The sequence below is a fragment of the Micromonospora sp. NPDC000668 genome (assembly GCF_042897975.1).
In the GTDB taxonomy this organism is placed as follows: Bacteria; Actinomycetota; Actinomycetes; order Mycobacteriales; family Micromonosporaceae; genus Micromonospora.
The window spans coordinates 1264555-1286645 of record NZ_JBIAYP010000002.1; the positions used below are offsets into that span (position 1 = coordinate 1264555).

At 72.0% G+C, this 22091-nt stretch carries 25 protein-coding genes; 6 read left to right on the plus strand and 19 right to left on the minus strand.

Annotated features, from left to right (window positions below; translation table 11 throughout):
- Nucleotides 1–35: 35 nt before the first annotated feature.
- Entirely contained in the window at nucleotides 36–869 is an 834-nt protein-coding gene (ddaH, locus tag ACFY29_RS15445; RefSeq protein ID WP_328421897.1) for a dimethylargininase, read from the plus strand.
- A 75-nt stretch (nucleotides 870–944) separates the two neighbouring features.
- On the opposite strand, the gene ACFY29_RS15450 is transcribed toward ddaH, so the two are convergent.
- Together ACFY29_RS15450 and ACFY29_RS15455 are read right to left on the minus strand one after the other, a co-directional pair.
- The gene (locus ACFY29_RS15450) at nucleotides 945–2132 is read right to left on the minus strand and encodes an ABC transporter substrate-binding protein (RefSeq protein WP_386986340.1); all 1188 of its coding nucleotides are present in this window, start codon (nucleotides 2130–2132) and stop codon (nucleotides 945–947) included.
- 79 nt (nucleotides 2133–2211) lie between these two features.
- Nucleotides 2212–3009 (minus strand): alpha/beta hydrolase family protein, encoded by a 798-nt coding sequence (locus ACFY29_RS15455; protein WP_386986343.1) that lies wholly within the window; start codon nucleotides 3007–3009, stop codon nucleotides 2212–2214.
- 85 nt (nucleotides 3010–3094) lie between these two features.
- Here ACFY29_RS15455 and ACFY29_RS15460 point away from each other — a divergent pair, with 85 nt between their 5' ends.
- Nucleotides 3095–3697: a bacterial proteasome activator family protein gene (locus ACFY29_RS15460; protein ID WP_328421891.1), complete on the plus strand. Its 603-nt coding sequence runs from the start codon at nucleotides 3095–3097 to the stop codon at nucleotides 3695–3697.
- 20 nt (nucleotides 3698–3717) lie between these two features.
- Here ACFY29_RS15460 and ACFY29_RS15465 read toward each other — a convergent pair whose 3' ends face one another.
- From ACFY29_RS15465 to ACFY29_RS15475, 3 genes are all read right to left on the minus strand, one after another.
- Nucleotides 3718–4530: an HAD family hydrolase gene (locus ACFY29_RS15465; RefSeq protein ID WP_328421889.1), complete on the minus strand. Its 813-nt coding sequence runs from the start codon at nucleotides 4528–4530 to the stop codon at nucleotides 3718–3720.
- Nucleotides 4530–5351, minus strand: a complete 822-nt coding sequence (locus tag ACFY29_RS15470; RefSeq protein ID WP_328421887.1) for an HAD family hydrolase — start codon at nucleotides 5349–5351, stop codon at nucleotides 4530–4532. Before ACFY29_RS15470 ends, ACFY29_RS15465 begins: the two co-directional genes overlap by 1 nt.
- A gap of 224 nt (nucleotides 5352–5575) precedes the next feature.
- Nucleotides 5576–6328: a hypothetical protein gene (locus tag ACFY29_RS15475; RefSeq protein ID WP_386986348.1), complete on the minus strand. Its 753-nt coding sequence runs from the start codon at nucleotides 6326–6328 to the stop codon at nucleotides 5576–5578.
- Between the two features lie 131 nt (nucleotides 6329–6459).
- Here ACFY29_RS15475 and ACFY29_RS15480 point away from each other — a divergent pair, with 131 nt between their 5' ends.
- The 3 genes from ACFY29_RS15480 to ACFY29_RS15490 all read left to right on the plus strand — a co-directional run bounded on the left by ACFY29_RS15480 (nucleotide 6460) and on the right by ACFY29_RS15490 (nucleotide 8216).
- Nucleotides 6460–6891, plus strand: coding sequence for an OsmC family protein (locus tag ACFY29_RS15480; protein WP_328421883.1), 432 nt, complete (start codon nucleotides 6460–6462; stop codon nucleotides 6889–6891).
- 136 nt (nucleotides 6892–7027) lie between these two features.
- Nucleotides 7028–7390, plus strand: coding sequence for a metallopeptidase family protein (locus ACFY29_RS15485; protein WP_355601243.1), 363 nt, complete (start codon nucleotides 7028–7030; stop codon nucleotides 7388–7390).
- A gap of 103 nt (nucleotides 7391–7493) precedes the next feature.
- Entirely contained in the window at nucleotides 7494–8216 is a 723-nt protein-coding gene (locus tag ACFY29_RS15490) for an AIM24 family protein (protein ID WP_328421879.1), read from the plus strand.
- On the opposite strand, the gene pheA is transcribed toward ACFY29_RS15490, so the two are convergent.
- From pheA to ACFY29_RS15515, 5 genes are all read right to left on the minus strand, one after another.
- Nucleotides 8158–9030: a prephenate dehydratase gene (gene pheA / locus ACFY29_RS15495; RefSeq protein WP_386986353.1), complete on the minus strand. Its 873-nt coding sequence runs from the start codon at nucleotides 9028–9030 to the stop codon at nucleotides 8158–8160. The genes ACFY29_RS15490 and pheA overlap by 59 nt on opposite strands.
- Before the next feature lie 10 nt (nucleotides 9031–9040).
- The gene (locus tag ACFY29_RS15500; RefSeq protein ID WP_386986802.1) at nucleotides 9041–9559 is read right to left on the minus strand and encodes a hypothetical protein; all 519 of its coding nucleotides are present in this window, start codon (nucleotides 9557–9559) and stop codon (nucleotides 9041–9043) included.
- A 213-nt stretch (nucleotides 9560–9772) separates the two neighbouring features.
- Nucleotides 9773–10162, minus strand: coding sequence for an ACT domain-containing protein (locus ACFY29_RS15505; RefSeq protein WP_386986356.1), 390 nt, complete (start codon nucleotides 10160–10162; stop codon nucleotides 9773–9775).
- A 75-nt stretch (nucleotides 10163–10237) separates the two neighbouring features.
- A complete protein-coding gene (locus ACFY29_RS15510; RefSeq protein ID WP_386986358.1) occupies nucleotides 10238–10696 on the minus strand; it encodes a hypothetical protein in 459 nt (152 codons plus the stop codon).
- 174 nt (nucleotides 10697–10870) lie between these two features.
- Entirely contained in the window at nucleotides 10871–11611 is a 741-nt protein-coding gene (locus ACFY29_RS15515) for a hypothetical protein (RefSeq protein WP_328421871.1), read from the minus strand.
- 164 nt (nucleotides 11612–11775) lie between these two features.
- On the opposite strand from ACFY29_RS15515, the gene ACFY29_RS15520 reads away from it, so the two are divergent.
- Nucleotides 11776–12993 (plus strand): arginine deiminase, encoded by a 1218-nt coding sequence (locus ACFY29_RS15520; RefSeq protein ID WP_355601252.1) that lies wholly within the window; start codon nucleotides 11776–11778, stop codon nucleotides 12991–12993.
- Nucleotides 12994–13046: 53 nt separating this feature from the next.
- Here the strand turns inward: ACFY29_RS15520 and ACFY29_RS15525 are convergent, their stop codons facing one another.
- The 9 genes from ACFY29_RS15525 to ACFY29_RS15565 all read right to left on the minus strand — a co-directional run bounded on the left by ACFY29_RS15525 (nucleotide 13047) and on the right by ACFY29_RS15565 (nucleotide 22074).
- The gene (locus ACFY29_RS15525; protein WP_386986363.1) at nucleotides 13047–13934 is read right to left on the minus strand and encodes a DUF5926 family protein; all 888 of its coding nucleotides are present in this window, start codon (nucleotides 13932–13934) and stop codon (nucleotides 13047–13049) included.
- Between the two features lie 61 nt (nucleotides 13935–13995).
- Nucleotides 13996–14412: an ATP-binding protein gene (locus tag ACFY29_RS15530; RefSeq protein WP_386986805.1), complete on the minus strand. Its 417-nt coding sequence runs from the start codon at nucleotides 14410–14412 to the stop codon at nucleotides 13996–13998.
- Between the two features lie 61 nt (nucleotides 14413–14473).
- Nucleotides 14474–15928: an ATP-binding protein gene (locus ACFY29_RS15535; RefSeq protein ID WP_386986366.1), complete on the minus strand. Its 1455-nt coding sequence runs from the start codon at nucleotides 15926–15928 to the stop codon at nucleotides 14474–14476.
- Between the two features lie 56 nt (nucleotides 15929–15984).
- Complete coding sequence (locus ACFY29_RS15540) at nucleotides 15985–16773, minus strand: glycerophosphodiester phosphodiesterase family protein (RefSeq protein ID WP_328421863.1); 789 nt, start codon at nucleotides 16771–16773, stop codon at nucleotides 15985–15987.
- Nucleotides 16774–16783: 10 nt separating this feature from the next.
- The gene (locus tag ACFY29_RS15545) at nucleotides 16784–17119 is read right to left on the minus strand and encodes a rhodanese-like domain-containing protein (RefSeq protein WP_386986369.1); all 336 of its coding nucleotides are present in this window, start codon (nucleotides 17117–17119) and stop codon (nucleotides 16784–16786) included.
- A gap of 58 nt (nucleotides 17120–17177) precedes the next feature.
- Nucleotides 17178–18140: an LCP family protein gene (locus ACFY29_RS15550; RefSeq protein WP_386986808.1), complete on the minus strand. Its 963-nt coding sequence runs from the start codon at nucleotides 18138–18140 to the stop codon at nucleotides 17178–17180.
- Nucleotides 18141–18327: 187 nt separating this feature from the next.
- Entirely contained in the window at nucleotides 18328–19578 is a 1251-nt protein-coding gene (locus ACFY29_RS15555; protein ID WP_386986371.1) for an LCP family protein, read from the minus strand.
- Between the two features lie 206 nt (nucleotides 19579–19784).
- Complete coding sequence (locus ACFY29_RS15560) at nucleotides 19785–21020, minus strand: LCP family protein (protein WP_386986374.1); 1236 nt, start codon at nucleotides 21018–21020, stop codon at nucleotides 19785–19787.
- Nucleotides 21021–21096: 76 nt separating this feature from the next.
- The gene (locus ACFY29_RS15565) at nucleotides 21097–22074 is read right to left on the minus strand and encodes an NAD-dependent epimerase/dehydratase family protein (RefSeq protein ID WP_386986376.1); all 978 of its coding nucleotides are present in this window, start codon (nucleotides 22072–22074) and stop codon (nucleotides 21097–21099) included.
- Nucleotides 22075–22091: the final 17 nt, after the last annotated feature.

Genomic DNA, 22091 nt, shown 5'->3' on the forward strand with positions numbered 1-22091 from the left:
TTGTGGCTGTTACCAAAGTTCAACGGTACCTACTCTTGGTGACCGTGAACCAGCAGCGAGTCCCGCGAAAGCGGACATATCTCCTGTGCTCGCCCGAGCACTTCGCGGTCGAGTACGCCATCAATCCGTGGATGGACGTGACCACCCCGGTCGACCGGGAGTTGGCCGTCAAGCAGTGGGACCGGCTGCGCGAGACGCTGGTCGCCCTCGGCCACGAGGTGCACCTGCTCACCCCTGAGCGGGGCCTGCCCGACATGGTCTACGCCGCCAACGGTGCCTTCATGGTGGACGGCAGCGTGTACGGCGCGCGGTTCAAGCACGAGCAGCGGGCCGCCGAGGCCGCCGCGCACCGTGCCTTCCACGAGTCACAGGGCTGGCGCTTCATCGCCCCGAGTGAGACCAACGAGGGCGAGGGTGACTTCGCGTACGTGCCGGAGGCGCACGGGGGGCTCATCCTGGCCGGGCACGGCTTCCGCACCGAGTTGCCGGCGCATGCCGAGGCGCAGGAGGCGCTGGGCCGGCCGGTGGTGTCGCTGCGCCTGGTCGATCCCCGCTTCTACCACCTGGACGTGGCACTCGCCGCCATCGACGACTCGAACGTCGTCTACTTCCCCGGCGCGTTCTCCGCGGCCAGCCAGCGGGTGCTCACCCAGCTCTTCCCGGACGCGGTGATCGCCGACGACGAAGACGCTATGACGTTCGGGCTCAACCTGGTCAGCGACGGCGCGAACGTGGTGCTCAACAGCGAGGCCACCCGGCTGGCCGGCAAGCTCAAGGCCGCTGGCTACAACCCGGTCCCGGTCGAGTTGGCCGAGCTGAAGAAGGGCGGCGGCAGCGTGAAGTGCTGCATCGCCGAACTGCGGCACTGATCCGAACACCGCCGCGTACGTCAGGGGCCGACCTCCCGCCCGGGAAGTCGGCCCCTGATCGCGCTCGGTGGGCGGTCAGCCCAGCGTGGCCAGCTCGTTGATCAGCACGTTCGACATGACCTGACCGTCCCGCTGCACCTCGCGCAGGTACCACTTCTGCTGCGGGGTGCGCGGCTGGTTGAACTGCCAGATGCCGCGTGGGCTGTCGATCTGGCCGATCTTGCCCAGCGCCAGGTTGACCTGCTGCGAGTTGGGTTTCCCGCCGGTCAGCCGGATCGCCTGGTCGAGCACCTGCGCCGCGTCGTACGACGCCATGGCGTAGGTGGTCGGCGTGACCTGGTACTTCTTGCGGTAGGACGAGGCGAAGACCCGGTTGGACGTGTTGTTAAGGTCGGCCGAGTAGTTCAGGGCGGTCTGGATGCCCAGCCCGTCGTTCTTCAGGCTCTCCAGCACGGTGCCCTCGGTGAGGAAGCCGGGTGCGTAGACCGGTCCGGAGTACTCCTCGCGCAACTGCTTGATGAACTCCACGGCGGCCGCACCGGCGAAGAAGCAGAAGACCGCGGTCGGCCTCTTGGCAAGCGCCTTGTTGATGTCCGCGACGTAGGTGGACTTCCTCGGGTCGGGCGTGCCGTTGGTGTAGGTCACCGGGTCGGCGATCCGCGGGTCGGTGGCGCCGAACTCCTGCCGGAAGCCCCGCACCACGTCCGAGCTGCCGACGTTCTCCGGCATGATGATCGCGACGCGGCCGTTCGCCGGCAGCTTGTCACGAAGGTAGCGGCCCAGCGCCCGGCCGGCCTCGTCCAGCACGTAGGACGTCCGCCAGATGTAGAAGACGCTCTGCAGGCTGCTCGGTGAGGCGTTGGAGCCGATCAGCGGGACCCGGGCCTGCTCCACGGTGTCCCGGATGGCGACCATCACGGACGAGTTGACCACCCCGGTGAGCGCCAGCACGCCCTGCTTGAGCAGGTCGTCGACGGCGGCCTTGCCGCTCTTCGCGTCATCGCCCTCGTCGGCGGTCAGCAGGCTCACGGGGTGCCCGCCGAGCCGCTGGTCGTGCAGGTCGAGGAAGAGTTGGAAGCCGTTGGTGATGTCGTCGCCGATGCTTTTGAACCCGCCGGACTGCGGCGTGACCAGACCGATCTTGACCGGGCTCAGGTTGGCGGTCGGGTCGGCCTCGCTGTCGGAGCCGCACCCGGCGGCGAATCCGGTCGTACCGAGCGCGGCCAACAGTTGGAGCGCCCGCCTGCGATTCATCTGCGACACCGAGTTCCTTCCAGGAGCGTTGCAGGGCAGAACACGGCCCCTCCGGCGTTCTACCTGCTCCGCGACGCTGCGTCAATGGCTATTGATCATCGTGTAGGGACCGCAACACATCCAAAACCCGGGGCCAGGCCGGGGACTCTGGGTCTATCAGCCCGAAATGCTCGCATTCCGGCAGCTCAACAAGGGAGATATCGGATCCCGCCGCACGGGCTGCTGTGACAAAGTCCCGGCTCATCACCACCGGCACCTGTTGATCCGCCGAACCATGTAGAACTACTGTCCGTGTTCGGGTCGGCACCAACATCCGTGGATCGGCCGCCGCGTACCGATCCGGGACCTGTGCCGGGCCGCCGCCCAGCAGCGCGGCCACCGCGCCCGAGTCCAGATCCCGCCGGTACGCCTCGGCCAGGTCGGCCACCGGGGCCAGGGCGAGCACCCCGCCCACCGTCCCCGGCGCGGTGGCCGCAACGTACAGCGCCAGCTGGCCGCCGGCGGAGTGACCGATGAGGATCGGCGCGGCCCGGGTCACTCGGTCGGGCAGCGCCTCGGCCGCCAACCCGGGCAGCGCGGCCACCCCGGTCAGCACATCGGTCAACGTCCCCGGCCAACCCCCGCCCGGCTGCCCGGTGCGCCGGTACTCAAGCTGCGCCACCGGGTACCCGCACGCGGCAAGCGCGGCGGCCAGCGGCCCGGTGTGCCGCCGGTCGTACTCGGCCCGCCAGAAGCCACCGTGCACCACGACGACCAGCGGTCGCGCCGGCCCGGCATTGGCCGGAAGCCGGAGGTCGGCCACCTGGTCCGGGTGGTCGCCGTACGCCACGGTCCGGTGCGGCTCCGGTGCGGGCCGGGTCAGCACGGCGCGCGGGTCGGCAGGCATGGCGCGAACCGTAGCGCGCCCCGCCCGGGTGGTTCGGTCCCGGGAGTCGGTCCCGACCGGCATGGGTCGCGCTCGCTGGGTAAAGATGGACCCCATGACCGAAGCGCGCTCCGCTGGACAGAACGACGAGCCCGGCCCCGACGACTCCGGCCACTCCGGCACCGTGGTGGTGGTCGGCCCGGACGGACGGCCGATCGGCACGATGCAGACCGAGGAGGGGCAGGGCGAGGATCCGACCCGCCTGGTCGAACAGCCGGCCAAGGTGATGCGGATCGGCAGCATGATCAAGCAGTTGCTGGAGGAGGTCAAGGCCGCCCCGCTGGATGACGCCAGCCGCAACCGGATGCGTGAGATCCACCAGCGGTCCATCGTCGAGCTCAAGGACGGCCTGGCCCCCGAGCTGCGCGACGAGCTGGAGCGGCTCTCGCTGCCCTTCACCGAGGACAAGGCCCCGAGCGAGAGTGAGCTGCGGATCGCGCATGCCCAGCTCGTCGGCTGGCTGGAGGGCCTGTTCCACGGCATCCAGGCGGCCCTGGTCGCCCAGCAGATGGCCGCCCGGGTCCAACTGGAGCAGATGCGCTCCGGCCGGCAGGCGCTGCCCAGCGGCCCCGGCGGGATCGTGCCTGGGATGCCGGGCATCGGCCAGCCGGCCGGTGGCGAGGGGCACAGCACCGGTCAGTACCTCTGACCTGCCGGGCCCCGGCCCGGTCAGTCCACCCCGAAGATCTTTTCCAGGTACGCCGCCACGCCGTCCTCGGAGTTCGCCGCGGTCACCTCGTCGGCGATCGCCAGGACGGCGCGGTGCGCGTTGGCCACCGCCACACCCCGCCCGGCCCAGGTCAGCATCGGCACGTCGTTGGGCATGTCGCCGAAGGCCAGCACGTCCGCCGCGGCCACGCCGAGCCGGTCGCAGTACCAGTCGAGCCCGGCCGCCTTGGTCACCCCGGCCGCGGAGATCTCCACCAACCCGGAGTTCGACGAGTGCGTCGCCTCGGCCAGCCCCGCCACCGCCACGGCGACCAGTTCGGCGAAGGCGTCCGGGTCCTGTTCGCCGGCCCGCACGAGCAGCTTCACCGCCGGGACGGACAGCAGTTCCTCCGGCGTTCGTACCGGCCGGATCGCCTCGTGGTCGGCGTCCCAGCGCAGCGGGTACCGCTCCTCGTGGCGCATCTCCCGGCTGTCCAGGATCTCCACCGCGAAGGCGATCCCGGGTACCTCGGCCCGCAACCGCTCGGCCACCTCCGCGAGGTGCTGCGGGGCGAGCGGGTCGGCGCGCAGCACCTCGTCGCGTACCGGGTCGTAGACCACGGCGCCGTTGGCGCATACCGCCGGCAGCGGCTCGGCCAGTTGCTCGTACACCAGCTTGAGCCAGCGGACCGGGCGGCCGGTGACCAGCACGACCGGCGTGCCCTGCGCGACGATCCGGGCCAGCACGTCGGCGGTGCGCGCGCTGACCGTGTGGTCGTCGCGGATCAACGTGCCGTCGATGTCGGTGGCGATCAGTCGCGGCGTCTCTTCCATCACCGGGACAGTAGTCGGTCCAGGTACACCGCCACCCCGTCGTCGTCGTTGCGGAGGGTCACCTCGTCGGCGGCGAGGCGGACGGTGGGGTGCGCGTTGGCCACCGCCACCCGGGACCAGCCGGCCCACCCGAACATCGGCAGGTCGTTGGGCATGTCACCGAAGACGAGCACGTCGGCCGGGTCGACCCCGAGGGTCTGCGCCACCACGGTCAGCCCGGTCGCCTTGTCGACGCCGGGCGGGCAGATCTCGATGAAGCCGAGCCCGGCCTGGGTGAGCGTGGCGACCTGCGGCGGGACGATCCGACGGGCCACCGCCAGCAGCTCGTCCACGTGGTGGTCGGCCGTCCGGGCGAACGCCTTGATCACGTCGCAGGAGAGGCACTCCGCGCGGCTGCGCGCCTCGAACCGGTCCTGGTACGGCCAGCTCGCGTGGTAGTCACCCCAGAGCGGGGCGTCGTGCTCGTCGGACGCCTCGACCATGACGGTCAGCGGGCCGACCTCGGCCTCCAGGTCGGCGAGCAGCCGGGCCAGCACCTCACCGGCCAGCCGCTCATCACGGAGCACCACCGGGCCGGTCGGGTCGCTCTGGTCAACCACCCGCCCGCCGCCGGCCATCACCAGGAAGTCGGCGGCCCGGATGTCGTTGCGGGTCAGCTCGGTCAGCCGAGGGCCGCGTCCGGTCGCGCCAACCACCGGAATTCCGGCGGCCCGCACCCGGTCGAGCACCCCGTGGGTGTACGCGGAGACGGTCTCGTCGCTGCGGACCAGCGTCCCGTCGAGGTCGGTCGCGATCAGCTTGGGCAGTCCCGGGCGGGTCATCGTTCCTCCTTCGCCCGCCGCCGTCGCAGCCTGCCGTGCGGTACTGGTGCCGAGACCCGGCGTGACGGCGGGCAGCAACCGTATCTCGCGGAACGGGTCGCAACCATGGCTTCCAGGCGAATCGGGCGCCAACGGCCGGGGCACCGTCGGTGCCCCGGATCGCAGAAACACGCAGTGCGGGCGAGACCGCCCAACGGGGCCTCGGGGGCCCGGACCCGTGCTGCTCAGCTCGGGGGTTCGGGGTGGGCGAACGGGACCGCCGAGGTGACCGTCAGGTCGGCCGGCGCGGGGCGGCCGTCCTCGTCGATCGGGTCGGGGTCCCGGCGGCGGCGCCAGCTTCGTCCCGTCCCGTCGTCCCCAGCCCGGTCGCCCTCCGCCGGCCCGGCGTCTGGAGCGTCTGGAGCGGCCGGGGCGGCCGGTGCCAGCCGCAGCGCGACACCGAGCAGCACGCAGGCGACGAACGCCATCACCAGGCCGCGACCGTATTCGGCGCGGAATCCGTCCTGGGACGAGTAGAGGAGGCTCCGCTGAGCCGGGTCGTCGAGCGTCGCCACGGCGGCCACCAGCAGCGCCAGCAGGGCTCCGGCCAGGGTGAGCCCGGCCAACCGGGCGTTCGGCCGTACGGCCGCCGTGCCCCGCAGCGCCAGTGCCACGATGCAGACCAGACCGAGCAACCCCACCAGATAGCCGACCCCGAAACCGCCGACCTCGGACAACCCGGCGGGCACCTCGATCGCGGTGTTCCCGTCGGGCCCGCCATCCGGCACGGTCATCACGAGCCACTCGCCGACCAGCGAGGCGACCCCGGCCACCGCGCCGAGCCCAGCCAGCAGCAGGGGTACCCGCGGGTCACGGGTCAGGCCGGCCAGGGATCGGCCGAACCGACGCCGCGGGGCCGGCTCGACAGCACCCCACTCGATCACGGCAGGGCCGTCGGACCGGTCACCTTGCCGGGGGATCGGCAGCTCCTCGGACATCGGCCATCCTTCCGCCGGTCGCGGGCCTGGGCCGAATCATTTCACAGCCGGCCGATCGTGACGGGAATCGCAGGGCGGGCGTCGGTGCCGGTCGGTCGCCCGGAGGTCGCCTTTCCGCTAGCGTTCGGGTCATGCCAATCCGTACCGCATCCGCACAATGGCAGGGCAACCTCACCGAGGGCTCCGGCACCGTCCGCACCGGCAAGGGCGGCCTGTCGGGCAACTACTCCTTCAAGTCGCGCTTCGAGGAGGGCGAGGGCACCAACCCCGAGGAGCTGATCGCCGCCGCGCACTCCGGCTGCTTCTCGATGGCGTTCTCGAAGGCTCTCGCCGACGCCGGCTCGACGCCCACCTCGGTCGAGACCACGGCCAAGGTCCACCTGGACAAGACCGACGCCGGGATGACCGTGACCCGGATCGACCTGGAGACCGTCGGCCAGGTGCCGGGCATCGACGACGCGGAGTTCCAGAAGCTCGCCGAGGCCGCCAAGGCCAACTGCCCGATCTCCCGCCTGCTCTCGCCGGGCGCCGAGATCACCCTCACCGCCCGCCTGGCCTCCTGAACCGCCCGACCCGTACGCCGTCCGTTCACGGAAGGAGTCGCCGCCCGATCCTCGGGCGGCCGCTCTCTCCGTGAACGCGCGGATCTCGATCGGGGTCGCGGATCGTGACCCGGATCGGCCGGTTCCCTCGGGCACAATGGGTGAGGTGCCAGTTGAGATGAACCGCGAGCGCTTCGAGGAACTGGTCGCCGACGCCCTCGACGAGGTGCCCGGGGAACTGCTCAACCTGATGAACAACGTGGTGATCCTGGTCGAGGACGACCCGCCGCGGGGCGAGCCCGACCTGCTCGGCCTGTACGAGGGGCACGCGCTCACCGACCGGGGCTGGGACTACGCGGGCGTGCTGCCGGACCGGATCTTCATCTACCGTCGCCCGATCCTGCGGATCTGCGACAACGACGAGGACGTCGTCGATGAGGTGGCGGTGACTGTCGTGCACGAGATCGCCCACCACTTCGGCATCGACGACGCGCGGCTGCACGCGCTGGGCTGGGGCTGAGCCCGGCCCGTCCCGGCCGACCCGCCGCTCAGCCGATGCGCCATCTTGCCCGGGTCGCCTACCGTCGGTGCAGCGACCGCGACCCTTTCAGGAGGCACGTTTCATGCGCAGCGAGCTGTTCTCCTCGGAGAATCTCGAGAAGGAGTCCGCACAGGCCGGCATGCGGCTGCAGAACTCCAAGATGTTGAAGATCGAGCTCAACGGCGAGGCGATGGCCCGGGTCGGGTCGATGGTCGCCTACCAGGGGCAGGTGCAGTTCCAGGCGCTGGGCTCCGGCGGGCTCGGCAAGTTCCTCAAGCAGAAGCTCACCGGCGAGGGCGTCCCGCTGATGAAGGTCTCCGGCCAGGGTGACGTCTTCCTCGCCGAGCTGGCCAAGGACGTGCACATCATCGACCTGGAGCCGGGCGACGCCCTCTCCATCAACGGCTCCAGCGTGCTCGCCTTCGACTCGACCCTCCAGTACGACATCAGGATGGTCGGCGGCGCCGGGATGAGCTCCTCGTCCGGCCTGTTCAACTGCGTCTTCAGCGGGTACGGCCGGATCGCCATCACCACCAAGGGCACTCCGGTGGTGCTCAACGTGGACGCTCCGACCTACGTCGACCCGCAGGCCGCGGTCTGCTGGTCGGCCAACCTCCAGACCGGCTACCACCGGGCCGAGCAGCTCGGCCTCGGCACGCTGCTCGGCCGGCGCACCGGTGAGTCGTTCACGATGAGCTTCGCCGGTCAGGGCTTCGTGGTGGTGCAGCCGTCCGAGGAGCCACCGATCATGGGCAGCGGCGCGCAGCAGCAGGAGGGCGGGCTGCTCGGCGGTCTGCTGAGCTGACCACGTCGGCACAGACCCGGCGCAGCCCCTGCAACGCCTCGCCCAGCCGTACGTCGGCCACGTGCCCGGTGCAGTCCAGGAAGAAGACGTACCGGCCCAGCGCCTCGCCGGTCGGGCGGGACTCGATCCGGGTGAGGTTGACCCCGCGGACGGCCAGCTCCATCAGCACCGAGAGCAGCGCGCCGACCCGGTCGTGCGCGATGTAGATCGCCAGCGAGGTGAGGTCGTCGCCGGTCGGCGGCGGAGGTGGCCCGGGACGGGAGACCAGCGCGAACCGGGTCACCGCGTCGGGGTGGTCGGCAATCTTGTCGGCGAGCACCGCGAGGCGGTGCCGGGTCGCCCCGATCGGCGCGCAGATCGCGCCGTCGTACTCGCCGGACCCGGCGCCGGCGGCGGCCGCGCCGTTGGAGAGCACGTCGACCACGACCGCGTCGGGCAGATGGTCGCGCAGCCAGCCCCGGCACTGGGTGGACGCCTGCGGATGGGCCGCCACGGTGCGGATCGAGCTCAGCGAGGTGCCCGGCCGGGCACCGAGCACGAACTCCACCGGCAGGATCACCTCCCGGGTGATCACCAGAGGCTCGCCCTCGGCCATCTCGTCCAGGGTGACGCCGACCGCGCCGCCGATCGAGTTTTCCAGTGGCACCAGCGCGGCGTCGGCGTCGCCGGCCCGGACGCAGTCCAGAGCCTCCCCGACACTGCGGGCAGGCGTGCGGCTGCCGCGCTCGGCAGCGGGGACGGTGCGCAGGGCCTGTTCGGCGAAGGTGCCCTCGGGACCGAGGTAGACGAAGCGCGTCGGCGGTGTTCCCGGCATGCCGACCAGCCTACGCACCCGGCCCGACGGCCGGACCGGCGTCGCAGGCGAGCGTCCGGATCCCGGCCGGACCGGCGGCCCGTACCTCGATGGTGCACACGTCGGTGCCGGCGGTGACCAGTTCCGGCGCGTCGGGCCGGCCGCGGGTGACCACCTGAAGCTCCTCGTGACCGGTCACCTCCAACACCGTGTACTGCCAGTCGGCGGCGCAGAGCGGCCCTGTGCGGACCTTGACCCGGACGTTGTCCGGGAGCACGGCGGCCCGGCCGCGCAGCAGTTGCACCACCCGCTGCCCGGTCGGCCCGTTCCGGCAGGCCGTCGCCACCAGCCCGGCGTCCGGCGTGGCCGTGACCCCGCCGATCGGCGGTCCGGTCGGCACGGTGGTGGGCACGGTGCTCGGGGTGCCGGTCGGGCCGGGTGCCGTCGAGGCTCCGTTGCCGGTCGGCAGGGCGGCCGGACCGCGCAGCTCGGGCGGGGCGCCGCAGCCGGCCAGCGCCCCGATCGCGAGCAGCGCGAGCGCCACCGGCAGGACGCGGGTCGCGGGTAGCGCACGGGTCACCGCCCGGTGGCGGACGGCCGTCTGCTTACGGGTGGCCGGTGGGACGCGGGTCGTCGCCCACGGTGGGGCGGACGCGTGGCGGGGCGGGGCGAACGGCACGGGCCGATCCTCGGGACATCGGAAACGTCGTCGTGGCCGGGGTGGCCGAGCCCATCGTAGGGGGAGCGGCCGGCCGGGTGAAGCTCAGCCGAGGACGCGATGCCCGGCGCGCTCCAGCGCGGCGGTGCCCTCGGTCAGGCGGACGGCCGGCACCAGCAGGTAGTCGGTGTCGAAGGTGGAGAACGTGACCACGCTGACCCGGGCCTCGGCGAGCGGGTCGACCAGCGCGGCCAGGGTGCCGGTGCCGGCGAGGTACGCCGGGCCGGCGACCCGCAGACACCGCCAGGCGGTCTCCACCACGGCCTGCGCCGGGGCCCGGTCAGCCGGGCAGATCACCGAGATCCCGTCGGCGGTCCAGCTCACGGTGACCACGTCGGCGCTGCCCAGCCCGCTCGACAGCGCGTACGGCAGGGCGGAGCCGGCGGCCAACCGGCACACGGCGTACTCCCCCGGCAGCAGAGCGATATCGAGCATGAGGGCACCTTACGGCCTCACCGCGGACCCACCCCACTATCGCCGCGTGCGGCGAACGACACACTCCGTCGCAGGTCAGACCTCGGAGAAGAAGGTGAGCGAGCCGGCCACGTCTCCGTCGGAGAGCACCGGGGTGGAGATCGCGTCGACGGTCGCGTCGGAGCTGTCGGGCGAGGCCGCCTGCACCCGGAGCAGCCCGCGGGCGAGCCGGCCGGAGGAGAGCGCCAGCAGGGGCGGGATCTTGTCGATCTCGGCCTCGGTCAGCACACCCCGGTTGGCGGTGAAGTCGAGCAGGCGCAGCCCACCGTCGAGCAGCGGTCGCCCGATCAGGCCGTCCGGCTCACCCAGGCAGAGCAGCTCGCAGCCGGCGGTGGAGATCGCCACCACCCGGGTGTCGGCATCGATCAGCAGGCAGGGCTCATCGGCCCGGCAGACTGTCGAGGACCAGTGGCCGAAGTTGTCGGACTCCGCCTCTGTCGAGGCCCGCGCCGCCGGCACGAACACTTCCGACAGCGAAAGTTCGACGTGGGCCACCGCGCCTCCTATGTACACCGACGGACTGTCCACGCTAGCGGGTCGCCGACGGAACCACCGAGCGCACCGGGCCACCACCGGACCGCGCTGCCGTGAGCCGGGGCGGCCGGTGACGGCGCGGAACCGGGTGGGGTAGACGGGGGGACCGGAAGCCGCGTGGCGTCGCCGGTGACGTTACCGGCGGTGGGCCGGCTTGTCAGCGGCCGTTCGGCCCTCGTCATACCACCGGTAGTCGGCCGTTGGACGGTACGTGCCGTTCAGCCAGGTGCCGGGGTGTTGCGCGACCCGGGACAGCTTCTCGGCGGTGGCCGGGCTGATCCGGCTGCCGCCAGCCACGAGGAGCCGGTCCAACTCCCGGTGGGTGGCCATCAGACAGTCCTTCGGCAGGCCGTAGACGCTGATCACGCCGGAGCCGACGAAGGTCAGCACCGGCGTCACCGGAACGGGCAGCCCCACCGCGTCGGAGAGGGCCTTGCTGGCCCGCTTCGCGTCCCGGCGGGCCTCGGCCACGTACGACGGCCGCTTGCCGTTGATCTGCACGACGTCCCCGGCGACGAGCACCCGGGCCCGGCCGTGGTCGGCGACGGTCACCGCGAACAGGCCGCTCGGCCCGATGGCGAGGAACCCGGCACGCTCGTCCTGGCCGCGATCGAGCAGGACGTCCGCCACGTCGGTGCGGGGCCACTCGATGACGTGCCAGGCCGGCCCGAGGTGGTCGAGTTGGCCGAGCGCCCGCGCTCCGGCCGCCTCCAGTCGACGGGCACCCCGCTCGGCCCGACGACGGCGGGCCCATTCGAGCGGGGTCGGACGGACCGGTTCGAGAGCGCCCGGCGACTCGGCGCGGGGGTGGGGCACCGCGACGGGCGGCAGTGCCCGGGCGGTCGGTACGGCTCGTCGTGCGGGAAAGACAGTCATCGCGACCTCCGGCAAAAGGTCCCTCGAAAGTTATGTCCTCACTACCCTACGTCGTCACTCCCGGTGTTCGGCAAGCCGGAACGCCGGAGTGACTGTGGATGAATGCCATATTCATCCACAGTTCTTTTCTCGGATGCCGCCAAACCCTGCCCTACGCTGCGGGAGTGACCCACTACGTCGACAGCGAAGTCGGCCGGCTCGGCACCGTACTGCTGCACCGGCCCGGCCCGGAACTGGCCCGGCTCACCCCCCGCAACAACGACTCCCTCCTGTTCGACGCGATCCCCTGGGTCGGCCGCGCCCAGGAGGAGCACGACGCGTTCGCCGCCGCACTGCGCGAGCGCGGGGTCGAGGTGCTCTACCTGGCCACCCTGTTGGCCGAGACACTGGCCGTCGCGGACGCCCGAGCCGAACTGACCGAGCAGGTGCTGCGCTCCCGCCGGCTCGGCGACACCCTCCGCGCCCGGGTCGCCGACCATCTCTCCTACCTGGACCCGGCCGCGCTGGCCGACGTGCTCACCGCCGGGCTGGCCCACGAGGAGCTGCGGATCAGCTCGGAGCGGCCGGGTGGGCTGGTCTACACCCTGATGGACCGGCACGACTTCGTCATCGACCCGCTGCCCAACCTGCTGTTCACCCGGGACTCGTCGCTGTGGATCGGTGATCGGGTCGGTGTCACCAGCCTGGCCATGCCGGCGCGCCGTCGGGAGACCACGCTGACCGACGCCATCTACCGCCACCACCCGCGCTTCGCCGGCACCGAGTTCGTCTACCGCCCGCACCTGGAGCACCTGGAGGGCGGGGACGTGCTGCTGCTCGCCCCCGGAGTGCTGGCGGTCGGGGTGGGCGAGCGGACCACACCGGCCGGTGCGGAACGCCTCGGCCGGCAGGTCTTCGCCGCCGGGCTCGCCCACACCATCCTGGTGGTGCCGATCGCACAGAAGCGCGCCACGATGCACCTGGACACCGTCTGCACGATGGTCGACGTGGACGCCGTGCTGATGTATCCGAACATCGCCAGCGCGCTCTCCGCGTACACCGTCATCGCCGGCGCGGACGGCGAGGACCCGCGGGTGGACGGCCCCGCGCCGTTCCTACGGGCCGCCGCCGACGCGATGGACCTCGACCAGCTCCGGGTCATCGACACCGGGCTGGACCCGGTGACCGCGGAACGCGAGCAGTGGGACGACGGCAACAACACCCTCGCCCTGGCACCCCGGCTCTGCGTCGGGTACGAACGCAACACCGAGACCAACGCCCAGTTGGAGCGGGCCGGCATCGAGTTGATCCCGATCGCAGGCTCGGAGCTGGGCTCCGGCCGGGGTGGCCCGCGCTGCATGTCCTGCCCGATCGTCCGCGACCCGCTGCCCGTCGCCGGGTGAGCGGCCGGGCCGCCCGGGCCGGGTTCCAGCCGGACGGCCGGGCCCTCCCGGGCTCAGCGCAGGGTGAGTTGGCGGCCGAGCAGTCCCTGGCGGGCACGGCGGCCGGCGGCGTCCAGCGGGGCGGTGACGGCGAGCGCCTCCGCGTACCGCTTGGCGAACTGAGCGACCGGGTCCTCCCAGTCGGTCGCCGGAGTCTCCTCCGGCAGGTCCCAGACCGGTACCAGCCGGCCGTGCGCCCGGAACATGCCGGCGAACTTGGTCTGCTCGCCGAGCGTCAGCGTGCCAGCCGCGCCGAGCCGGGCCAGCGCGTCCAGGGCGGCGTCCTCGTCGTCCGGCAGCACCCAGCGCACGTGCGCCTTCTCCGGGACCTGACACCAGTACGCGGCCTTCGCAGCGGTCAGCCGCACCGTCGGGTAGATCGCCGCGTTCGCCCGCTCCAGCGACGCCTGCACGTTCGGGTCGTCCGTGGCGCCGGGGTCGAGCCAGAACTCGAACCCGTCGTGCATGGTGATCTCCAGCGGGCCGTCCACGAGGATGTCCTGCAGCCGGGGGCCGGGGCCGGGTAGCGGCGGCACGGCCACCTGGTCGCCCGGCTCGGTCCGCAGCGCGCACAGTAGCGCCTCGGCCAGATCCCGGGAGACGTCGCCGGACTGCTGGTGGCGTTGCAGGCCGATGAACACCCGGCCGTCCGGCTTGGTCATCGCCGGGGCGGCCATCGGCAGCACCGTGGCCAGCGTGGCCGGCCGGTCCCCGAACTCCTCGACCAGGGCGGGTGCCAGCCGCAGCGGCGCGGAGGCGGCGGGGACCAGCTCGCGCAGCGCGATCCACTCGGGCTCGTCGACCAGCCCCTCGAACGGTCGCGGCACGAAGATGTCCCGCACCTTGTCCCTGCGGGGGGCGGTGTCGGCGGCGGTGCGCTGGCTCTTTCGACGCTTGCTCACGGCGTCACAGCCTAGAGGCCCGACGGGCTCGTCGTGGGCGGGACCCGCCCCGAGTCGTCGCTCAGCCCGCCCTCACCAGGTCGGGCCGGGTCGTCGGGATCGGGTCGAACTCGGCCCAGACGCGTTGGCCCAGACCGTCCCGCTCGACGCCCCACCGGGTCGCCAGGCCGGCAACGATGTGCAGCCCCCGCCCGTCCGCCGCGTCGGGGTCGGCCGTCCGGATCCGAGGCCCGGTGCCCGCACCGCCGTCGGTCACCCGCAGCTGGATCCGCGGGCCGTCGGCCGAGGGCCGCAACCGCCAGGCCACCCGGACCACGCCGCCGGGCAGCGGTCGGGCGTGTCGCACCGCGTTGCCCACCAGCTCGGCGAGCACCGCGATCAGGTCCGCGAGGAGCGTCGGGGGTACGACGTCCGCCAGGTCGCCGGCGAGCCGTTGCCGAGCCAGCCGTGCCCCGGCGGGGTGGTGCGGGACCACCACGCACCATGCCCGATCCCTCGCTGCCCCTGCCACCGTCGCCTCCACGTCGCGCCACCGCTGGTCAACCGCGCGGTAGCCGCACCTCTGCGACCGTACCGCCGCCGGTCCTCGGACGTAGGGATACCCATCCATTCTGTTGTTCAACGATCCGTCGGACGAGATAGAGGCCGAGCCCCGCGCCCGGGTAGCCGCGCCGGTCGCCCGACTCGCCCTGCCAGAACCGGTCGAACGCCCGCTCCACGTGCTCCGGTCGGATGCCGATGCCCCGGTCGCTGACCCGGAACGCCACCAGCTGACCGTCGACCGCCGCGGTGATCTCGATCGGTGAGTCCGGTGCCGAGTACTTGCCGGCGTTGGTCGCCAGCTCGGTGAGAACGGTGGCCAGGCTGGGCCGGTGGCCGAGCGCCTTGGGCAGGTCGGCCGGGAGGCGGAGCACCAATCGGCGGCGCAGCTCCGCCGGCAGGTCGACGACTGCGGAACGCAGCGCCTCGCCGAGGTCGAACGGGGTGGGCGGGTCGTCCCCCGGCCCCACCTCGGCGGCCGAGGAGAGCAGCCGGTCGACCAGCCGGGCCAGCTCGTTGGCGCGCTGCCCGATCACCCGTGCGGCCTGCCGCCGGTCGGTCTCGGTCAACGACTCCCAGTGGTCGGTGAGGGTGTCCGCGTACCCCTTGATGACGGTGACCGGGGTGCGCAGCTCGTGGCTGGTCACCGCGACGAACAGCTCCCGGTCGTGATCCCGGCGCTGCTGGTCGGTGATGTCGCGGAAGGTGACCACGCGCAGTGTGCCCGGACCGGGCAGCTCGCCGGAGGTGATCCGTAGCCAGCGCCCGTCCGGCAGCCGGTGGTCGCGGACCTGGCCTGAGGGCGGCAGCGGGAACGGTAGCGGGCGGCTCAGCGCCTGCTCGGCCTCCCGGCCGGTGACCTGGGCGGCGGCCGGGTTCCAGAGCCGGACGTGCCCGTCGCGGTCGACCACGGCCAGCCCGTCGGCGAGCGCCGCCACCACCGGCCCGTCGCCGTGCACCGGCAGCCCGGTCTGGTCGCCGTACATGTGCCCGACGCAGGAGGCCAGGTAGGCGATCACCCCCTGCTGCTCGGCGCTCGGCTCGTCGTCGCCCGGGTAGAGCGCGTGCAGGCTGCCGACGGTGTGGCCGCCGATCTCCGCCCGGGACACCACCATCTGCCGCAGCCCGCTGCCGGCCAACTCGCCGGCGAGCTTGCCGCTGAGGTGGTCGACCCGGGCATGGCGGACCCGGGGCCCGGAGAGCAGGCCGATGGTGTCCGGATCGTCGGCCGGCAGCGGCCGGCCGAGGGTCCACTCCACCGCACCGGTCGCGGCGATCACCCGGCCACCGGTCGGGCCGAACTCGGCGAACGCCATGCCGGCCGCGCCGAGCGCCGGCTGGGCCACCCGGAGCAGTTGGGTGAGGACCGGCAGGCCGGCGTCCCCAGAGTTGATCATCTCGATCACGATGGTGTGGCCGGCGATGAGAGCGGGGAAATCGATACGCTCCGGCATGTGCCGAGTGTGCCCCGCCGACCCGGGTTTCGGCACCCCCGCCCGGCGGGTGCTGGTCAGCGGTCCAGCCGGGCCAGGGCCTGCGCCGGTCGATCGGTGATGATTCCGTCCACCCCGGCGGCCAGCACCAGCTCCAGGTCGGCCGGTTCGTTGACCGTCCAGACGTACACCTCGTTGCCGGCCGCGCGCAGCGCGGGCAGCAGTTGCGGCCGGGCCCGGACCAGGCCGATGCCCGGCCCGGCGACGCGGGCACCGAACGGCAGCCGGCCCAGCCGCAGCCAGCGCGGCAGCACCTCCAGCAACAGGACCGTCGGCAGCGTCGGAGCCAGCTCGCGGACCCGCCGCAGCGCCAGCGGGGAGAACGACATGACGGTGACCTGGACCGGGTCGTCCGGCGCCGGATCGGCCAGCCCGTACCGGCGCAGCAGGGCGACCAGCCGCCGCTCCACGTTCGAGCCGTAGCGGGACGGGTGCTTCGTCTCCACCAGCAGCCGGACCGGCCGGCCGGCGGCCAGCACCGCGTCCAGCAGCCGGGCCAGGGTCAGCAGCCGGGTGTGTGACTCGTCCGGCGGAAGGTCACCGCTCGGCGCGCTGCCCGGATGCCACGAGCCGAAGTCCAGCGCCTCCAGCTCGGCGAGGGTACGCGCGCTGACCAGGCCACGGCCGTTGCTGGTGCGGTCCAACCGCCGGTCGTGCACGCAGACCAGATGCCCGTCCCGGGTCAGCCGGACGTCGCACTCCAGGCCGTCCGCGCCCTCGTCGAGGGCGCGGAGGTAGGCGGCGAGAGTGTGCTCCGGAAGGTCGTACGAGGCGCCGCGGTGCGCGAAGACCAGAGGCCCGCCCATCCCCGCGGCCTCAGATGACCTGACCGGGCTGCCCGTTCGCGTCCACCACAGGGCGGCCGACGGCGGCCCACTGGCGCATACCGCCGTCGGCGTTACGCACCTGCTCCCAGCCGTTGTTGACCAGGTAGGCGACGACCTGGGCGGAGCGCCCGCCGGAGCGGCAGATGATCGCCACGTCCCGGTCGGTGGGCACCTCGGCCAGCCGCGCCGGCAGCTCCATCATCGGCAGGTGGTGAGCGGCGGGGGCGTGGCCGGCCGCCCACTCGTCGCCTTCCCGCACGTCGAGCAGGTAGGTGTCGTCGGCGATCTCGGTCACGGGCACGGTGGGAACCTGGGGTCCGAACACAGGAAGCAACACTAGATCCTCATCGGCCGGATCGGCACCGACCGGGCCGTCTGACCTATCACAACCGGGTCACCCACCGCGGGTTGGCCTGGGCCCAGGTCGGCACCTGAGTGCCGCGTACGGCCTCGAAGAGCCCGTTGCCGTTGTTGTCCAGCACCACGTACGAGACCTCGTCGATGGTCTGCGGCGACGAGGGCACCTGGACGCCGCGCATCCCGTCGGGCGGCAGCGCGCGCAGCGCGAGGAGCAGGTCCTCCAGGGGTACGCCGTTGGTGTCGACGGTCAACGAGCCGCCGACCGCCCGGAGCACCCGGTCCAGCTTGACCGGGTCGCTGCGCAGGTCCGCCTGGCCGGCGCTGTCCAGCATCGCCCGGAGCAGTTGTTGCTGGTGGTGCTGCCGGTCGTAGTCGCCGCCGGGCAGGTCGTAGCGCTGCCGTACGTAGTCCAGCGCCTGCGCTCCGTCCATCTGCTGGCAGCCGGTGGGGAAGACCCGTTTGGTGTGGATCGAGCGGACCTCGGTGTCCACGCACATCTGCACCCCGCCGAGCAGGTCGATCACCTTCCGGAAACCGGAGAAGTCGATCAGCGCGGCGCCGTCGAACCGGATACCGGTGAGCCGGTTCAGGGTGGCGGAGAGCAGTTGGACGCCGGCCTGCCCGCCGCCGCCGTGCTCGTACGCCGCATTGATCTTGTCCTGCCCGCCGCCGAAGCCGTTCGCGGGCGGGATGGCGACCAGCAGGTCACGCGGGATGGATACCAGGTACGCCTCCCGCCGCCCGGCCGGCACATGCACGATGAGGATGGTGTCCGAGCGTTGGTCCGGCCCGCTGTCGCCGGGCCGCCGGTCGGAGCCGACCAGCAGGTAGTTGAGTGCCTGGTCCAGGTCGGTCCGCTCGGTGCGGGCGTCGGGGTCGAGCAACTGCTCCTTGGTCACCGTGCGGTCGTACCGGTGGCTGAGCGTCTTGAGCCCGACCACGGCGAGGCCGGCCAGCAGGACGAGGGCCAGGCCGACGCCGAGCAGGATCCGCGACCCGCGGGCGCGACGCGACCGGGCGGGTCGAGCCTCGCCGTCCCGCCCCGCTGCGTTCCGTCCCCACCTGGACGTGACCGCCTCCCCGCAGCCGATACGTGAAACCTGCTCACGTCAGGCTACGGGCGGTGACTGAGTGGTCGCCGGAGTTTCGCGACTTCCGGCCGGCTGAGGGCCGTCACTTTCGGGTGGACATCACCTGGGGGTGGTTGAAGACGAATTCCGCGAGCTTGTCCTTCTTGAGAGCCTGGAACATCTCCAACGTCTCGGCGTTCAAGCCCTCACTGCCGTTGCCGTTGCCGTGGAAGGTGCCGCTGTTGGTCTTGAGCATGGTCAGCTCGTTCGCGGTGACGCCGCGCATCGTGAAGATGAGATCCTCGATGTCGGCGCCGCCGGTGTCCAGCACGAATGCCTTGCCGGCCGCCTTGATCAGCTGCTGGAGCTTCGCGGGGTTGGTCAACATGCCGCCGTCGGTGGCCTTCTTGGCCATCGCCTTGATCAGCTGCTGCTGGTTCTGCTGCCGGTCGTAGTCGCCGTTGCGGAGGGTCTTGCGCTGCCGTGCGTAGTCGAGCGCCGCCCAGCCCTCCATCTCCTGGCAGCCCTTCTTGTGCACGACGGGCTTCATCGTCTTGCCGGTCTTCTTGGCGTCGGCGTTCCACATGGGCTTACCGTCGACATACTTCATGTGGATCGACGTGACCTCCTCGCCCACGCAGATCCGCACCGTGCCGAGGGCGTCGATGACGCCCTTGAACCCACCGAAGTTGATGATCGCGGCACCGTCGAAGGTGACCCCGGTGAGTCGCTTGATCGTCTGCGCCATCAGTTGGGCTCCACCCTCCCAGCCGCCGCCGTTGCGGGCGCCGATCTGGAATGCGGCGTTGATCTTGTCGGTGCCACCGTTGAAGCCGCTCTTCGGGAACGCCGGGATCTGCGCCTCGGTGTCCCGGGGGATCGAGATCAGGTACGCCTGGTCGTGCGAGGCCGGAATGTGCAGGATGATGATGCTGTCCGAGCGGACATCGTCGGCGGCCCAGCGCTCACGCGCGTCCACGCCGAGCAGCAGCATGTCGATCGGGCCGTCCAGGCTCGCCCCGCCCTCGGCGTCTGACTTGCCGGCCCCGCCCAGCAGGTCGCGCTGCGCGATGTCGCCGGTCGCCTGGCCGATCAGCACCTTGCTGCCGACGATGGCCACACCGCTGCTGAGCATCAGCACGGCACCGAAGATGACGGTCAACCGGGCCCAGAGCGGATCCTTGCGCCGGGGCCGCTTCTTCGCTGCACCGCCGCCGCCGCCCGACCGGCCTCCGCCGCCGGGCGGGCGACCGCCCGGTCCGCCGCCCCCGGGACCCGGCTGCACGGGTATGGACGAGGAGATCCGGCCGCTGGGCGCGGCGGACGAAGGGCGACGGCTGGCCTGAACCGGCATGCGTGCTCCAGCTCGTGATCAGGAGGGGGGCGGCACCACTGTACGTACATCATTTCGACTTGGCGAGTTCATCCCAGGGCAATCCGGACGCCGATTTCCCGGGGTCGGTCGATCGTCGCCATTCGATGACCCGATCGGCCGGCCGTCGGTCGGGCGGCCAGCCCGGTCGCCGCGGGTCGTACCGCCGAGGTCGGCGGCCGGGCCGGTCAGCCGCCGTTGGCGCCCTTCGGCGGGTTCGCCTTGACCCAGTCCGCCATGGTGTCCGACGACATGGCCCGGTACATCGCCAGCGCCTTCTCCCGGTCGGAGACCACCACCGACTCGCCGTTGATCGTCTCGCTACCCGAGTTCGGGCTGGTCACGAAGGTGAGGTTCTGGCCGCGCAGGCTGCGGAACTGCAGCGCCATGTCCGTCACCGAGAACCCCTCGTCGACCGTGGCGGCCGCGGTCACCGACTGGAGGAAGTCGTTGAGCTTCTTCGGGTTGGCCAACGTGCCAGTGCTCGCCGCCTTGTCCAGCAACGCCCGGAGGAACTCCTGCTGGTGCCTCATCCGGGCGAAGTCGCCGTCCGGGAACTGCTTGCGCTGCCGGATCCAGTCGAGCGCTTCCGCGCCGTTCATGTGGTTGGTGCCCTTGGTGAACGTCCGGTACGGCTTGTGGATCGAGGTGATGGTCCGCTCCACCTTCAGGTCGACCCCGCCGAGGGCGTCGGTGACCTGCTTGAAGCCGGCGAAGTCGATGGCCATCACGTGGTCGATGCGGACGTCGCTGAAGCACTCCACGGTGCGGACCGCCAGCGGCAGCCCGCCGAACGCGAACGCCGCGTTGATCTTCGCGCGCTGGCCCGAGTCGCAGTCCGCGCCGGCGCTCTCCGGGATCGGCACGTAGAGGTCACGAGGGATGGAGACCAGGTACGCCTTCTGGTGGTCGGCCGGGATGTGCATCACGATGATCGTGTCGGCCCGCCACTGGCTCTTCGCGTCGACCGGCGCGTCCGGGTCCCGGGAGTCGCTGCCGACCAGCAGGATGTTGAGCGCGCCGTCGACGGTCTTGGCCGGCCGACCACCGGTGATCTGCGCGAACGGATCGGTCCGGGCCAGGTCGTTGTTGAGGTTGCGGGCGTACAACCAGGCGCCGATGCCGCCGAGCAGGGCCAGCACCAGCACCGCGATGCCGGCTACCAGGCCGATCCGGCCCCAGCGTGGCCGTGGGCCGCGCCGGCCCGGCCTGCCGGCGCCGCCCGGTCCGCCCGGGCCGCCAGGCCCTCTCGGTCCGTCCGGGCCACCCGGCCGGGGCGGCTCCTCGTCGTACGACGGGTACCAGCGCGCCTCGCTCGGGCGGGCGCGCCCGGAGGCGCCCCGGTCGGGGCCGGGCACCGACGCGCGCCCGGCGCTGCGGTGCAGATACGGGTACGGGGCGCCGGCAGACGAGGTCGCTGACATGTAACTCAGGGTACGTAGCGCGAGCCACTGCCGCCTTCAGGCGGCGTTCAGCGACCGGCAGCGAGTCGCCGGCTGGTTACCCTAGCCGCGCGCGGAAGTACTCGATCGTGCGTCGCAGGCCGTCTTCGGGCGCCACGGTCGGCTCGTATCCGAGCAGTTCGCGGGCGAGGGTCAGGTCGGGGCGGCGCATCTCCGGGTCGTCGGCGCTTCGAGTGATGTAGGTCACCTCTGAGCTGCTGTCGGAGAGCGACACGATCAACTCAGCCAGTTGCCGCATGGTGAGCTCGTGCTCGGTGCCGCAGTTGATCGGCCCGGTCTCGGTCGAGTCGAGCAGCAGCAGGATGCCCCGAACCAGATCCTCGACGAAGCAGATGGACCGGGTCTGGTTGCCGGTGCCGTGCACGGTGATCGGCTCGCCGCGCAGCGCCTGGGAGATGAAGGTGGGGATGGCCCGACCGTCGTCCGGGCGCATCCGCGGGCCGTACGTGTTGAAGATCCGGACGATCGCCCCGTCGAGCCCGCGGTAGCGGTGGTACGCCATGGTGGCCGCCTCGGAGAAGCGCTTCGCCTCGTCGTAGACGCTGCGTACCCCGATCGGGTTGACATTGCCCCAGTAGGTCTCGCGCTGCGGGTGCTCCTTCGGGTCTCCGTACGCCTCGGAGGTGGAGGCCATCAGGAACCGGGCACCGTCGGCGACCGCGCGCTCCAGCAGGTGCAGGGTGCCCACCGAGCCGACCCGGAGGATCTCCACCGGCAGTTGGGCGAAATCGGTGGGGCTGGCCGGCGAGGCCATGTGCAGGATCGCGTCGAAGCGCTCGGCCAGCGCCGGGTGGTGGGTCGGCAGGCCGTCGGAGATGTCCGCCTCGACCAGGGTGAAGGTTGACCGGTCCAGCAGGTGGGCGACGTTCTCCTTGGAGCCGGTGACGAAGTTGTCCAGCGCCACCACCGTGCAGCCTCGGGCGATCAGGGCGTCCACCAGGTGCGACGGGACGAATCCGGCGCCGCCGGTGACGAGGACGCGATGACCGGAACCGAAGCGCTCAGCAACCTTCATGCCGGTCAGCCTACCGA